This window comes from Sporosarcina sp. Y1004, from assembly GCF_057669665.1.
The window spans coordinates 90,813-106,211 of the sequence record NZ_JBYHFQ010000007.1 but is presented as its reverse complement, the minus strand read 5'-3'; the positions used below and the strand labels follow the sequence as shown (position 1 = coordinate 106,211).

The 15,399-nt window shown below is 38.8% G+C and carries 14 protein-coding genes; all 14 read left to right on the top strand.

The window, feature by feature from the left end; all coding sequences use genetic code 11:
- Positions 1-110: 110 nt before the first annotated feature.
- Positions 111-743 carry a DUF3885 domain-containing protein gene (locus AC25Y6_RS07325; RefSeq protein WP_488142515.1) on the top strand — a complete coding sequence of 211 codons (633 nt, stop codon included), beginning with the start codon at positions 111-113 and terminating at the stop codon, positions 741-743.
- 158 nt (positions 744-901) lie between these two features.
- Positions 902-1,054, top strand: coding sequence for a Fur-regulated basic protein FbpA (gene fbpA / locus AC25Y6_RS07320; RefSeq protein ID WP_482102923.1), 153 nt, complete (start codon positions 902-904; stop codon positions 1,052-1,054).
- Positions 1,055-1,335: 281 nt separating this feature from the next.
- Positions 1,336-2,313 carry a 2-hydroxyacid dehydrogenase gene (locus tag AC25Y6_RS07315; protein WP_488142514.1) on the top strand — a complete coding sequence of 326 codons (978 nt, stop codon included), beginning with the start codon at positions 1,336-1,338 and terminating at the stop codon, positions 2,311-2,313.
- Between the two features lie 166 nt (positions 2,314-2,479).
- Complete coding sequence (locus AC25Y6_RS07310; protein WP_488142513.1) at positions 2,480-2,854, top strand: DinB family protein; 375 nt, start codon at positions 2,480-2,482, stop codon at positions 2,852-2,854.
- Positions 2,855-3,089: 235 nt separating this feature from the next.
- On the top strand, positions 3,090-4,526 hold the full coding sequence (locus AC25Y6_RS07305; protein ID WP_488142512.1) for a DHA2 family efflux MFS transporter permease subunit: 1,437 nt from the start codon (positions 3,090-3,092) through the stop codon (positions 4,524-4,526).
- 403 nt (positions 4,527-4,929) lie between these two features.
- Complete coding sequence (locus AC25Y6_RS07300) at positions 4,930-6,279, top strand: cytochrome ubiquinol oxidase subunit I (protein ID WP_488142511.1); 1,350 nt, start codon at positions 4,930-4,932, stop codon at positions 6,277-6,279.
- Complete coding sequence (locus AC25Y6_RS07295) at positions 6,276-7,298, top strand: cytochrome d ubiquinol oxidase subunit II (protein ID WP_488142510.1); 1,023 nt, start codon at positions 6,276-6,278, stop codon at positions 7,296-7,298. Before AC25Y6_RS07300 ends, AC25Y6_RS07295 begins: the two co-directional genes overlap by 4 nt.
- Positions 7,299-7,303: 5 nt before the next feature.
- Positions 7,304-7,414, top strand: a complete 111-nt coding sequence (gene cydS, locus AC25Y6_RS07290) for a cytochrome bd oxidase small subunit CydS family protein (RefSeq protein ID WP_488140281.1) — start codon at positions 7,304-7,306, stop codon at positions 7,412-7,414.
- Positions 7,415-7,505: 91 nt separating this feature from the next.
- Entirely contained in the window at positions 7,506-9,236 is a 1,731-nt protein-coding gene (gene cydD, locus AC25Y6_RS07285; protein WP_488142509.1) for a thiol reductant ABC exporter subunit CydD, read from the top strand.
- Positions 9,233-10,960, top strand: coding sequence for a thiol reductant ABC exporter subunit CydC (gene cydC, locus AC25Y6_RS07280; RefSeq protein WP_488142508.1), 1,728 nt, complete (start codon positions 9,233-9,235; stop codon positions 10,958-10,960). Before cydD ends, cydC begins: the two co-directional genes overlap by 4 nt.
- A gap of 133 nt (positions 10,961-11,093) precedes the next feature.
- A complete protein-coding gene (locus AC25Y6_RS07275) occupies positions 11,094-11,336 on the top strand; it encodes a hypothetical protein (protein ID WP_482104583.1) in 243 nt (80 codons plus the stop codon).
- 1,057 nt (positions 11,337-12,393) lie between these two features.
- Positions 12,394-13,188, top strand: coding sequence for an ABC transporter ATP-binding protein (locus AC25Y6_RS07270; RefSeq protein WP_488142507.1), 795 nt, complete (start codon positions 12,394-12,396; stop codon positions 13,186-13,188).
- A gap of 54 nt (positions 13,189-13,242) precedes the next feature.
- Entirely contained in the window at positions 13,243-14,298 is a 1,056-nt protein-coding gene (locus AC25Y6_RS07265; RefSeq protein ID WP_488142506.1) for a FecCD family ABC transporter permease, read from the top strand.
- Positions 14,295-15,332 (top strand): FecCD family ABC transporter permease, encoded by a 1,038-nt coding sequence (locus tag AC25Y6_RS07260; RefSeq protein ID WP_488142505.1) that lies wholly within the window; start codon positions 14,295-14,297, stop codon positions 15,330-15,332. Before AC25Y6_RS07265 ends, AC25Y6_RS07260 begins: the two co-directional genes overlap by 4 nt.
- Positions 15,333-15,399: the final 67 nt, after the last annotated feature.

Sequence of the window (15,399 nt, the reverse complement as noted above, 5' to 3'; positions counted from 1 at the left end):
AACTAATATTTCTATATAATCCTCTAGCGCCAAGCGTTGTTGACGGGATTCTTTATCTCTACATATATAATATGTAATAAAGATTACCCATAAGGATAGGAGCAGTGAGTATGGGGTTAACTAAATTTATGAAAACTAATTTTCCGAACTTAGCCCTGACTCCACCTTTGTTTTACAATTGTGATGTTGGTATCCGGTTTGAACTAGGGGTGGACTGGAAGAGCAAGGAAGAAAGTGTTTATCTTCAGGGCGTATATGAAAGAGCTGTAACTTTATTTAGAGCTTTACATAAAGAAGATGACGAAATTATTATCGCCGTATATGTAAATGACTTTGGAGGTAAATGGGCACTCCGTGGAAAATTGAACATTTTCTCACGGTATATACGGGATAAGTCTGTTTTATGTAAATTGCAGCATGAGGTAATCCCTTATATAATTCCTGAAGACAATGAAGACGGCAAATATAAAACACATCGTTTTAGTCTGAAATGTAAAACCTCGGAAATTAATTACGTCTCTCTGTTAAAGGCTATCTGTAATATAGATATGGGAATTAAGCCTAGAGTTAAGGATAGAGTCTACTTTTTAAATATAAAAAATGAAACCATTTTCCATGTGTATGATGACAGAGGCTGTGATTTGGTGGCGACGTCTCCTGTATCAATTCGTGAAATTTATACAGAATACAATGATTGGATATTAGATTATGACAGGAAGGAAATTGATAAAGTATTTAGTTGAGTCAAATTCATCATAGAAGGTTTTGTATTAGAATCTGCACCTGGCGTTCCAATCAACGGAACTCATCCATATTCCTATTTTCACAAAGTAACATGTTTAAAAAATAGTATTTTGTGGTATAGATTACGTGGATTCAACGTCAAGGAGGTAATATCAGCATGAGAATGATAGAGGAAACACAGATGGACCAGAAAAGAGAAGAAATCATCCAGAGACTAGTGGAAAAAGGTGTTTTCAAATTATATGATAAACAATTATATGAACTTCCGCTTTATGCACTTATGAAAGCATATATAATACGCACTGAATGAAAGCAAACCGGCTGGATCGATTCCAATAGCCGGTTTTTTTGTATAGCGTGATTGTCAATTTCATAATAATAGAATGAAGACCGGATAAATTGGTGCATGTCATGTTTTTTGTTTATTCAGGTGTGTCAGTTGATTGTCATTGTGTCTGCCACAGTAGTACCTCATTGTTAAGTCCTCTAAAAAGTGTTTTTTCAATAAACATAATCCTATTTTAAGTGCTAGTATTTGTAAAATATGCCACACTAGAGTTAGAAGATAATGATTAGTAGGAGGAATGTAAAATGAAACCAAAAGTTTATTCAACATATTCTATACCTGAACATGTGAAAGATTTTATGGCTGAGTATTGTGATATTCGACAATGGCAGGGCGATGGGCGAACTCCGAGAGATATTCTGTTAAAGGAAATTGCTGATGTTGAAGGATTATATACTGGAGGTAGCAGTATGGTAGGGAGGATTGATGAGGAGCTGCTGAATCACGCCCCTCATTTAAAAGTCATTAGTAATGTATCCGTAGGTTACAATAATTTTGATGTAGAAGCTATGAATAAACGAAATATAATTGGAACCAATACGCCTCATGTTTTGGATGAGACGGTTGCAGATTTAGCATTTGGCCTTATTTTATCAACTGCTAGACGTATCACTGAATTGGATCGATTCGTCAAAGATGGAAGCTGGAAACCGACGACAAATTATCGCGAAATCTATGGAAAAGATGTACATAGTACCACTTTAGGTATCATTGGAATGGGGCGAATCGGAGAAGCGATTGCGAGAAGAGCAAAATTCGGATTTAATATGGATGTCCTTTATAATAATCGGAACAGAAAACCAGAAGCTGAAGAGAAGTATGGCGCGGAGTATTGTAATTTGACGTCACTTTTAACACGTGCCGATTATATCGTGTTGGTGACACCCCTTACGCCTGAAACTTTCCAAATCATTGGTGAAGAGGAATTTAAATTGATGAAGAAATCAGCATTTTTTATAAATGTATCTCGCGGTCAGACCGTTGATGAACAAGCGCTTATTCATGCTTTGCAAAACGGAGTTATTCATGGAGCCGGATTGGATGTTTTCGAAAAAGAGCCCGTGGATCCACATAACCCATTACTTCAAATGTCGAATGTCGTGACAATCCCTCACATAGGATCTGCTACTGCGAGAACAGAAGAGGCAATGGCGATGCGAGCTGCAGAAAATTTAATAGCTGTTTTAATGGGGAAGGAACCCATAGACCCTGTCGGAAGATAAATTTTACGTACCCTATTAAAGAAATCAATGGAACCATGTTCTAACACAATTCCGAATTGCTTTAGATACTTGTTCCATTTTTAAAAAATAATCCTTTTAGCTGGAGGAGAACGCTAAGACAGCGATATAGCAATACAAAGATCATTAAAAAGGGAGAGGATTTATCTTGGAACAAACCATTTTTAAGCATATGGCAACAGTGCGAGGAATAACCGAGCAAACGATGAAGATAATGCCGGAAGAAATTTCGGATTTGATGCCAAAAGGTTTTAACAACACTATTCGTTGGAACTTTGGGCACATTGCATTTGTACAGGAAAAGCTTGTCTTTGGACTTTTAGGTGAAGAGATGAACATTCCGAAAGATTATGAGAAACTTTTTGGCGCTGGAACGAAACCCGCAGAATGGAAAGAAGCGCCGCCATCATTTACAGAGATTGCCGAAGTTTTAGCGAAACAAAAAACAAAAATTCAGGATTTTCTTCAAGGACGCTTACTTGAAAAGTTGCCAACTAGGTATTACGTTTTACACAGTTGGTGAGGTGTTTTTGTTTAGCTTTTACCACGAAGCCTTACACATTGAGACGATTAAGCGAATACATCAATCTATCCCCTCCAAATAAATCGCCAATAGACAGCGGAAAATGGTAAACTGTTTAAGCAATCATGAGTTTTGAGTTCATAGCAAAGAAGAATTAGCAATTGAGGCGGTTAATCATTCAAAGCAGAATGGAATAAAACAAGGTTGATTTAGTTTTTAATTGGAGGAATATTTTATGTCAACAAATGCACAGCAACAAAATCAAGTTATTAAGTCAACCCCCATTTTGCTATCATTTTTAATTGCTGGGTTTATTGGATTATTTAGTGAAACAGCTCTCAATATGGCACTCGGGGGTTTAATGAAGGAATTTGATGTACCTCCTCCCACCGTTCAATGGCTAACAACGGGTTATCTATTGACCTTAGCGATATTAATTCCTATTTCAGCTCTTTTAATTCAATGGTTTAGTACACGACAATTGTTTATTGCGTCATTGGTATTTTCTATTATTGGAACGATTGTTGCGGGAGCGGCCCCAGTTTTCAGTGTCTTGATTGTAGGGCGTGTGATTCAAGCAATCGGGACGGGTATATTAATACCGCTTATGTTTAATACGATATTGCTGATTTTCCCAATCCATAAAAGGGGAACAATCATGGGTCTAATGGGATTGGTCATGATGGTTGCACCAGCGATTGGGCCAGCACTATCAGGTTTAATCATTGAAAATTTAAGCTGGAATTGGATTTTTTGGGTCACTCTTCCGTTTCTAGCGCTTGCACTACTCGCTGGAATTATTTATATGCAAAATGTTTCTACGCTTACGAAACCTGAAATTGATATTTCATCGATTATTTTATCGACCATTGGTTTTGGAGGCATTGTTTATGGTTTTAGTGCCGCGGGAGATAAAGGGTGGGGAAGTTCCATCGTTGTTGCGACCATTGTGATTGGTATTATAGCGCTTATTTTATTCTCCATTAGACAACTTACAATGAAGACGCCGATGCTAGACCTGCGTGCATTTAAATATCCGATGTTTACTCTGGGTGTCTTGAGTGTCTTTGTTACTTTCATGGTCATTTTGTCTTCAATGATTCTCTTACCTTTATACTTGCAGACGGGCCTTGGGTTAGCTGCGGTTACGGCGGGACTTGTCCTGTTACCGGGGGGGATTATAAATGGAATCATGTCTCCGATAACGGGTCGCCTTTTTGATAAATACGGACCAAGGGGACTCGTTACACCTGGATTTATTATTATGGTAATTATGTTGTGGAGCTTGTCGAACCTAACGACAACAACGTCTATATTACTTGTCATTTTCTTGCATTCATTTTTATTTATAGGTGTTTCTTTGGTAATGATGCCAGCTCAAACAAATGGACTGAACCAACTTCCAAGAGACCTATATCCAGATGGAACTGCTTTGATGAACACATTGCAACAAGTATCGGGTGCAATTGGTACGGCCGTTGCAATTACAATTATGTCAGCTTCACAGACCAACTATTTGAATAAATTAGCAGATCCAGCTAGCTCGTTGGCAATTAGTGAATCTTTAACCGCGGGAGTTCAAACTGCTTTTGTTTTCGGATTGATACTTGCAATTGTGGGGCTGATTATGTCATTCTTTATTAAATCATCACGCGATCTAAAAGATCTATAGAATTGATTATACAAGATGGGTTTTTGGGGAAAGAAGGAAGACGTACTCTAGGTGCTGAAAATTAAACAATCAACCGAATTTCGGACTCTTTGAAAAAAGACCCGAGATTCGGTTTTTTTATATTTAATTACAGTGAGGGTTAACAGTTAGTTGGTTCAGCTAATGATCATTTTACTTCTATATTATCTAACTCAAAATGGCTCTGCCTCCATACACTTAAAAACGTCAGGAAAGATCGCGTTCACATTATCGTCGTTACTGTCACAAGATATACACCTACTAGCATTCAATTGCAGTTAAAATTAGATTACAACATGAAAATGTATTATCGTTACTCAAGTTTTATAATATATACAAAGCAGAGCTTGTGAAAAGATATTGAGTAAAAGGAGGCGGATTGAAATTGTTATTTGATGATCCAGTATTTGGTAGTCGTGTACTAACACTACTTACCCTTTCATTTCACATTATTTACGCAACGATAGGGGTAGGGGTTCCACTCCTGATTATGATTGCACATTGGGTGGGTATTAAGAAAAAAGACGATCATTATATCTTGATGGCTAAACGTTGGGCTCGCGGGTTTGCTGTCACTGTTGCTGTAGGTGTTGTAACCGGAACAGCGATTGGATTACAACTTTCATTACTCTGGCCAAACTTCATGGAACTGGCAGGAAATATTATAGCACTGCCTCTATTTTTAGAAGTATTTGCCTTCTTCTTTGAAGCCATCTTTTTAGGGATTTATGCATACACGGGAGATCGATTTAAAGATAAACGTAAACACTTTATGCTTCTCATTCCCGTTGTTCTTGGTGCGGCCGCTTCAGGGCTATTTATTACCATAGTAAATGCATTTATGAATACTCCACAAGGTTTTGATATTGTGAACGGGCAACTGGTAAATCCAAATCCAATTGCAGCAATGTTTACCCCGTCGATGCCGACGAAAGTGTCCCATGTTCTTGCAACGTCGTATATGACAGCTGCATTTATGCTGGCAGCCATAGCGGCTTACAAATTGATAAAAGGTTCAACACATGTTTATCATAAAAAAGCACTTTATTTGACCATGAAAATAGGACTTGTGTTTTCCATTGCGGCAGCTTTAATCGGTGATTTTTCAGGTAAATATTTAGCAGAGTACCAACCAGAAAAATTAGCTGCAGCCGAATGGCATTTTGACACGGAAGAAGGCGCACCACTCCTAATGTATGGAGTTTTGGATGATGAAGGAAAAGTGAAATATGAGCTCAAGATACCCTATGGACTCAGTATCTTAGCACATGGAAATCCGAATTCAGAAGTAATCGGATTAGACCAATTTCCTAAGGAAGAAACGCCACCACTTATTATCCATTACTTTTTCGATTTAATGGTTACGATTGGGGGATTCATGGTAGTTCTTTCTCTTGTCTATTGGATAGGGATCAAACGGGCATGGTCATTCGTAAAATCTAAATGGTATCGTTGGCTCATTGTTCTTGGAGGTCCTCTTTCCTTCCTTGCAATTGAAGCTGGCTGGTGGATGGCTGAAGTTGGTCGACAACCATGGATTCTACGTGGAATAATGACAATCGAAGAAGCAGCTACGTCTAGTGATTATGTTGGATTAATGGTAATTCTCTTTGGGATATTGTATTTGTTTTTAGGAATTGGAACCATTGTCGTACTTCGTCGGATGTTTAAAAATAATCCAGTTGAGCTAGAACTTGAACAACAAGAAGCTGCACAAGGCGGTGAAACAACATGAGTTTAGAAATAATAGGGATTTCAGTACTTTGGACATTTCTATTTGGTTATGTCATCTTGGGATCAATTGATTTTGGGGCAGGATTTTTTAATGCTTTCAGTATAATCACTGGGAAACAACATGTGGTTTCAAAAATTATCCAGCGATACCTATCTCCAGTTTGGGAGGTTACGAATGTGTTTTTCGTATTCTTCTTTGTTGGGATTGTTGGATTTTTCCCGAAAACAGCTTTCTATTATGGAACGGTCCTTCTTGTTCCAGCGAGTATTGCGTTAATCTTAATGATTATTCGTGGTTCGTATTATGCATTTGAACTGTACGGATCAAAAGGACATAAAGGATATGCCTTCATGTATGGAATTGCAGGCGTATTGGTCCCGGCAGCATTATCCATAGTTCTTACCATTTCTGAAGGTGGATTTATTTCCATGATTGATGGTAATCCTGTTTTAGACTACGGAGCATTGTTTACGAGTCCTTTAACCTGGTCTATTGTCGTTTTATCGATCGTTGCAGTCCTTTATATCTCGGCTGTTTTCCTTACCTGGTATTCAAATAAAGCAGAAGATACAGGAGCAACAAACCTAATGTGCAAATATGCAATGCTCTGGGCTTTCCCTTTAATCATTGCTGCAGTAGGTATCATTTACGAATTAAGTTCTCACAATCCGGACCATTTTGAACGTATTTTAGATTTATGGTGGATGTTTGGATTATCGTTCCTATTATGGATTGGGACAGTATGGCTTACGTGGAAGCGAAAAAACTATGGATTGGCGGTTGGCCTATTAGTAGGGCAGTTTGCTCTAGCCTTTTATGCATATGGAATTTCCCTTTATCCATACTTGCTGTATCCATATTTAACGATTCACGAAGGTTTTACAAATGATGCAATGGCCATTTCACTAATTGTGGTGTTCATTTTAGGATTGATATTGCTAGTACCTTCAATATACCTATTATTAAAACTCTTCTTATTTGATAAAGATTATGTCAAAGGAACGAAGAAAAAGGAGTGAGATGAATGCTAAATGACTTTCTAATCTTTGGCGCTCCATTTATCGTAATTTTCGCGGCGATCGTAGTTGTGTTCTGGGCTGCTCCAAAAGATGGATCTGTTACAAAAGAAAAATAAAGTTAAAGGTTTAGTAGTAGTGGATTCTGATTTCCAGTTTGTCTACTTAGAAACTTCTCTAAATCAGCTCATTTTTCAGGAGGTATAAGCAATGGTTGGACTTAAAGAATTAGCATTAGAACAGAAAAAAAAGCTGGTTCTCTTGGTCATTTTTGCTGTCACAACAAGTGTTGCAATTGTAGGACAGGGTTATTTATTAGTCTCTGTTGTGGATCGTATCTTTTTAAAAGATGCAACATTCTCTGATGTTATACCACTATTGATAGGATTGTTCTTCGCGTTTTTCGCAAGAACAATCCTTCAGTATTTGAGTGGGAGAACTGGAGTGAAAATGGCTACACATGTTAAAGGGAATCTTCGGAAAAACCTTTTAAATAAATTCTCTAATAGTACAGCGCAATCATCACTTCAAGGACAGTCTGGTAAAAAGGTAAGTGTAATGATGGATACTGTGGATGAAATTGATAGTTACTTTAGCGATTATATTCCTCAAGTAATACAAGCTACTATCATTCCACTAATCATTTTAGTGGTCATCTTTACACAACATATTTCCACTGGACTAATTATTATGATTACCGCACCCTTCATTCCGATTTTTATGATGATTATCGGTTTTAAAACAAAGGACAAATCCGAAGAACAATTGGATAAAATGGCTGCTTTTTCGGGAGGGTTTCTCGATACGTTACAGGGATTGACAACCCTTAAATTACTTGGACGTTCCAAAGAACAAAAAGAAACGATTCGAAAAAGTAGTATTGATTTTCGTGATGCTACGATGGAAGTACTTAAAATTGCATTTCAAAATTCGTTAGTATTGGAATTCATTTCGATGCTGAGTATGGGGATCATTGCCCTAGAACTTGCTCTTCGTTTAATCGTTTTTCAGGATTTAGCTTTTTTAACCGCATTTTTTATGTTGGTATTGGCTCCAGAGTTTTACACAAAACTGAAAGACTTAGGCAGTGCTTTTCATACGGGTAGGGGAAGTATGGGGGCTGCTAAAAAGCTAGCTGATGAACTAAATGAAACAGAGAAACCTGTTTTATGGGGAGCGGAAAGCTTGGAAAGAGTAGTACCACTGACAATTGAATTGCGTGGTGCAGGATTTACTTATGGAGAAGATGCATTTACATTAAAAAACATTCAGCTAGAAATTGTTCCAAATGAACAAGTAGCCATTGTCGGTAAAACAGGTGCGGGGAAATCAACCCTATTAAATGTGATTGCTGGACTTGTTTCAGTTTCAGAGGGAGAAATGCTTATTAATGGGAAACCAAGGTCAAACTTTAAAGAGAAAGATTGGTTTGATCGATTAAGTTATATTTCACAAAACCCTTATTTGTTTTCGGGAACAATTGCGGAAAATATTGCGCTAGGCGGACGTTTGGATGCGACTCGAGTAGAAATCGTACAAGCTGCTGAAAAGGCTGGAATTTCCGAGTTGGTGGCTTCACTTGAACAGGGCTATGATACACCTATTGGTGAAGGAGGAAGAGACCTTTCAGGTGGAGAAAAACAACGAATTGCCATCGCTAGAGCCTTCCTAAAAAATCCATCTGTCATTCTGTTTGATGAGCCGACAACTGGACTCGACCTTCAAACTGAGAAGATTTTGCAAGCTTCTATTAAGGAACTTTCTAAAGCTTCAGCTGTCATTACAGTGGCACACAGACTTCATACGATTAAAAATGCCGACAAGATTATTTTCTTGGAAAACGGAGAACTCTTGGCCACTGGCACACATGAGGAACTGCTTGAATCGGTGGACATGTATCGTAATATGGTGTCTGTTCAACAAGGAGGGATGGCAAATTGAATAACTTAGGATTTGTTATCAAGATATTACTCGTAGAAAAAAAGGATATTTTCTATTCTATTATCTGCGGGTTTATATCTGGGATAACAGCTGTTAGTTTATTTGCATCCAGTGGGTATTTGATCTCCAAGGCGGCTTTGACACCGTCAATTTATACGTTAATGATCATCGTTGTGTCTGTTAAGATTTTAGGAATAATATCAGCATTAAGTCGCTACGGAGAACGTTATTTTTCTCATCGAGGGACATTTACGATGTTAAGTAATATGCGTGTTTCCTTTTACGAGCGGTTAGAACCATTAGCACCAACGATATTCCGCAAATATCGAAGTGGAGATCTTCTTGCTAGAGTCGTGGGTGATGTGGAGGCATTACAAAATTTCTTTTTGCGCGTGTTTTACCCACCGGTTGTTTTACTATTAGTATTTTTATGTACAATCTTTTTTACAGGGCTGTTTTCGTTAGAAGTAGCTTTGGTCATATTCATCGGTCTTCTACTAACTACCTTTGTCGTTCCATCAATTTTTGCATTAACGCAACGAAAAGTGGATCGACTGGTGAGACAAAGACGCGGAGAATTGTCTACCAAAGTGACAGAATTTCTTTATGGCTTTCGTGATTTAAAAATACACCAGCAACTAAAAGAAAAAGAAGGCGAACTGCATCAATCTGTACATGCCTACTTAGATGAACAAGAACGTGAAAGTATTCATAACTTGTTCAGCCAGGCTGCTAACAAATTTCTATCGCTCCTCATATCATTGGTTGTTCTAGGTGTTGGCGCATATTTAGTGGCAGATGGTCAACTAAATGGGATTTACCTTGCGATGTTTGTCATGGTTTCATTGACAGTATTTGAGAATACAACTTCCATGGCAGCTTTCCCAAGTTATTTAGAAGAGAGTCGGCAAGCTGCGTCAAGACTTACCGCAGTTGTTGGTAAAGACTTTGTTCAAGAGAAACCACAAGAAGTTTTTGAAAATCGTTCTATTCAAGGGGTTCCTTCGATTGAAGTGAAGGATGTAACTTTTGCTTTTCCAGATGAAACACGTAATACGTTAACAAATGTAACTACAACATTTCCAGCTGGTTCGAAAACAGCCATAGTCGGTCCAAGTGGTTCTGGAAAATCAACGTTATTGCAGTTGCTTTTAAAATTTTATAATGTAGACCAAGGTCAAATTCGTTTTAACAATGATTCGATTGCTCATTTATCACAAGAGTCCATTTGGGAAAATACAAATGTAGTCTTACAAGAAAATCATTTTTTCTATGGAACCATACGAGATAACTTACTGCTTGCCAGTGATGGATTAAGTGACACAGAAATGGAAGACATGTTGGAACAGGTGAAGCTTGGACACTTTTCTTTAGATGATAAAGTCTTAGAAAAAGGAGAGAATCTTTCGGGTGGAGAAAAACAGCGTCTCGCAATTTCCCGAGCTCTGCTCATAAAATCACCTTTATGGCTATTAGATGAGCCAACCTCATCCATTGATGCATTAACTGAGGCACATATCATGGGCTATTTATTTGAAAAAGCAAAAGAGGATACTGTTATTGTCGTTAGCCATCGCTTAACAGGATTAGAGAAGATGGATCAAATCATTGTGATGGACCATGGAACCATAGTCGAGGCTGGAACATTCGAAGAATTGATGGATAAAAAAGGTTACTTCTATGAAATGAAACAAATTGAACAGAGCGTGTTTCTAGTCAACTAAACTTGGCATATTCCAGGTATCATTATTTAGAAATATACTTATTATGACTTAATTTCTAGCGGAGTTCCTTTAGAATTTACTAAAATGGACGTCAGGTATATAGTTAAATAAACAAGACAGTGGGGGTTTTAGTATGTTCAACAATTTTTCCGACAAAGTAAAAGGTGCTGTTAACAAAGCCAAAGATAAAGTCGATACAGCAATGGATAGTGACAAGGTTGACAAGTATAAAGGGCAAGCGCAGGATAAACTTGGTGAAGTGAAAGACAAGATCGGTGCTGCAATGGATAGTGACAAAGTTGACAAGTATAAAGGGCAGGCACGAGATAAGATTGGCGAGTTGAAAGATAAGCTAACTAATAAAAAATCATTATGAGTGCAGTGAATTTTGAAATAAAATTTCCATTTCGCAACATGGCAAAAACAGGTGAAGCTTTTTCATCATAAAATAATCAAACCAAGTAAGATGTGGGGGTAGACTCCCGCCGACACCATCACACATAAGATTTGATATGGAAAAATTATATATTAAATAAGGATATCCTTGCCGATACGGCATAGATATCCTTGTTTTTATTAGAAAAAACACAACACGCTTGTCAAGTGACTAAAAATAACCACTAAGTAACTTGATAACACACTGCGCGCTACGTGTATAGTTGCTTTGAAACGCTTTGAATTGAACAAACTTCTATACCATTATCGAGATGTCTTAATCAGCAGGGATGCGACTTCGTCGCATCCCTGCTGATTTTTTCGGTAATCTAATAGTGTTTGTTCATCCGTCGCTCTCCAAAGGCAGAATTGCAAAAAGTGCCGAAGCTTTTTGGGACGAAAGAATAGATTGGAACTCATATAGAGATAAGCTTCCAAAGATACAATTTTGGCAGCTCAATCCTTCTACTATCGCCTCTCTACATTCTTTCTAGGGAAGAGTCACTTTCTTCTAAAGCATCACATAATCTTTCCTAAAGTATGCTTTGTACAACGTGCTAGAGTGCCCGAAATTTCATCTTCGGGCACTTACAAACTCTATAGAAAGCCATCTATTCTTTTCTCTCAAAGAAACTGCATTTTTCACTTGAAGATTGTAGGTACGCGGCAGGCAATTAATCACAACAAGATAACCGAAAAAGGTGTGGCAAGAAGTGACGGAGTCACTTCTTGCCATACTCCCCCCTCGGTATAACAGTCGTAATTAATTCGCCGAGTGCGGACGGGAAATACTCCAGTTAAAATGGCGATGAAAGATTGTCCAGTAAAAAAATCTCACTTTAACTCCAGCAAACTGTTGACAGTCTTCTAAAAAGAACCTAGTATATAAATGAGATTGATAATCGTTATCAGTTAAAAGTAGATACTAAGAAATATAATAGAAGGAACGAAACCTTAATCAATCGATACGATTATTAGTAGGAGAGGAAGTACAGTACATGTCAGCGATTACAGTAAATCAAGTTGCGATTGGTTACTCAAACACACTAATAATAGATGATTTAAGTGTCTCTATTCCTGAAAAAAAGATAACTACGATTATTGGGCCCAATGGTTGTGGGAAATCTACATTATTAAAAGCTATATCGCGCGTGCTGAAAACAAAAAGCGGTGGCGTCTATCTTGACGGACGTGCAATCCATCAGTTAGAAACGAGAGAAGTTGCTAAGAAGATGGCGATTTTGCCGCAATCGGCGAATGCACCAGGTGGGCTTACTGTATTTGAATTGGTTTCCTACGGCCGTTTCCCACATCAAAATGGATTCGGTTCATTAAAAAAAGAAGATCATGAGTATATTTATTGGGCAATTGAAGTAACCGGGTTAAATGAGTTTAAGGATCGACCTGTTGAAGCATTATCAGGCGGACAAAGGCAACGCGTGTGGATTGCGATGGCGCTTGCGCAGGACACTGAAATTTTAATTCTCGACGAGCCAACTACATATTTAGATTTAGCACATCAACTGGATATTCTACTTCTCTTACAGCGACTTAATAAGGAGGAAGGTCGGACGATTGTCATGGTGCTTCACGATTTGAACCATGCATCCCGTTTTTCTGATTATCTGATTGCCATGAAAGATGGCACATTGATGAAGGAGGGGACACCAGAAGAAGTGATGACTTGCTCTAATTTACAGCTAGTATTTAACATAGACGCTAGGATTACAACTTGTCCATTTAGTGAAAATCCAATTTGTCTATCGTATCAATTGTGTCAGAAGGAACGGTAACCTTTTTTCTCAATAAGGTATACCGTTTGGAAGTTTGTTGTGGGGAGGAAATGTATGTCTACTTCAGCGGAGGCTTCTGCCGAGATAGAAAAATTAATAGAAATCAAGAAACACTCACATCCCGTTGTGGCGGTAGTTGTTTTGTGCGGAGGTATTGTTGCATTACTAATTGCGATTGGCCTTTCCATTTCATTTGGAGCTGCGGACATAAAATTAGCGACTGTTTGGACGGCTGTGTTTCAATTTAACCCTGATTTAACACAGCATCAAATTATCCGAGAAATACGTCTGCCGCGCGTTCTTGGTGCAGCAATCGTTGGATCATGTTTTGCTGTAGCTGGTGCACTAATGCAGGGGATGACTCGAAATCCACTAGCGGATTCCGGTCTTTTGGGCCTGAATGCCGGTGCTGCATTTATGCTCGCACTCTGTTTTGCTTTTGCACCCGGCCTGCCATATCTGTACTTAATCATGTTTTCCTTTTTAGGTGCTGGTGTAGGAGTTGGAATCGTGTACGGAGTCGGTTCGATGTCACGAGGCGGGTTGACTCCGATGCGACTTGTCCTTGCTGGAGCTGCAGTAAGTGCTTTGTTTGGAGCACTCAGCGAAGGCGTTGCACTTTATTTTCGTATTGGGCAAGATTTAGCCTTTTGGTATGCTGGCGGTGTATCGGGTACGAAATGGGTTCATCTTCAAATCATGTCCCCATGGATTATCGTTGCGATGATCGGTGCACTGATTCTTTCACGTTCAATCACACTCTTAAGTCTTGGAGAAGAAGTGGCGATTGGGCTAGGTCAACGAACAAAGACCATTAAACTTGCTGGGATGATTATCGTGCTAATTCTAGCTGGAATTGCTGTTTCTGTAGTAGGAGCCGTTGGTTTTGTTGGTTTAATCGTTCCTCATCTTACTCGTTTTCTAGTTGGTCATGATTATCGTTGGATTATTCCTTGTTCCATTGTGCTTGGTGGTCTTTTAGTTGTTTTAGCTGATCTCGGAGCACGAATGATTAATCCTCCATATGAAACCCCAATTGGCGCATTGATTGCTTTAATTGGAGTACCATTCTTCCTGTATCTTGCACGAAAAGGAGGAAAAGAACTATGAACGAAAAGATTAATAAGGCGAATAATCAAGAAAGGGCCAATACTAAAAATCATATAATCATCGGTGTTCTTGGACTGCTCATTGTTGTTGCGTTCATGATTAGCATGAATACGGGATTTATAAGATTGACACCGCTTGAAGTGATTCGAACGCTATTTGGATTCGGAACGGATAAACAACACCTAATTCTATTTGAGTTTCGATTACCCCGTATAGTTATTGCGGTATTGGTAGGGATGGGGCTGGCGGTATCGGGCTGTGTGTTACAAGGGATATCGCGCAATGCTTTGGCCGATCCAGGCATATTAGGAATCAACGCAGGTGCAGGCCTAGCTGTCATGTTATTTATATCTTTTTATCCATCAACTACTGCAACACCTGTCTTTATACTACCTGTCTTAGCGTTTTTAGGTGCAGGCATAACAGCAGTGATCATTTATTCGTTAGCCTATAAACGACATGAGGGAATTTCACCTATGCGGTTACTGCTCACGGGTGTGGCAGTTGCAGCGGGTATTAGTTCGGTCATGATTGTTTTAACACTACGCTTAGATCCAGAGAATTATCAATTTGTTGCTACTTGGTTGGCGGGCAGTATCTGGGGGTCAAATTGGAAGTTTGTATTGGCTCTGTTGCCATGGATCCTCGTTTTAATTCCATTTGTATTTATGAAAGCACGTGTATTGAACGTGCTGAATTTAGGGGACTTAACAGCTACTGGCTTAGGTGCATCGATTGAGAAGGAGCGGCGTATATTACTGGCTGCAGCAGTCGGCTTAGCGGGAGCTAGCGTGTCAGTTAGTGGTGGTATCGGTTTTGTAGGGCTGATTGGTCCTCACTTGGCCCGTCAACTAGTTGGATCTAGACATCAATATTTAATCCCAGCTTCAGCATTAACTGGGGGGTTGTTGGTCCTTGTTGCGGATACGCTTGGTCGCTTTATACTGCAGCCATCAGAAATTCCAGCTGGGATTGTCGTCGCTGTGATTGGGGCGCCGTACTTCCTTTACCTCCTATCGCGCTTGAAAGATTGATATAACCGAGCCATCATCTGTAATAAAATTTATGAAGTTCTTGTACCCTTTAGGATTATTATTTTTT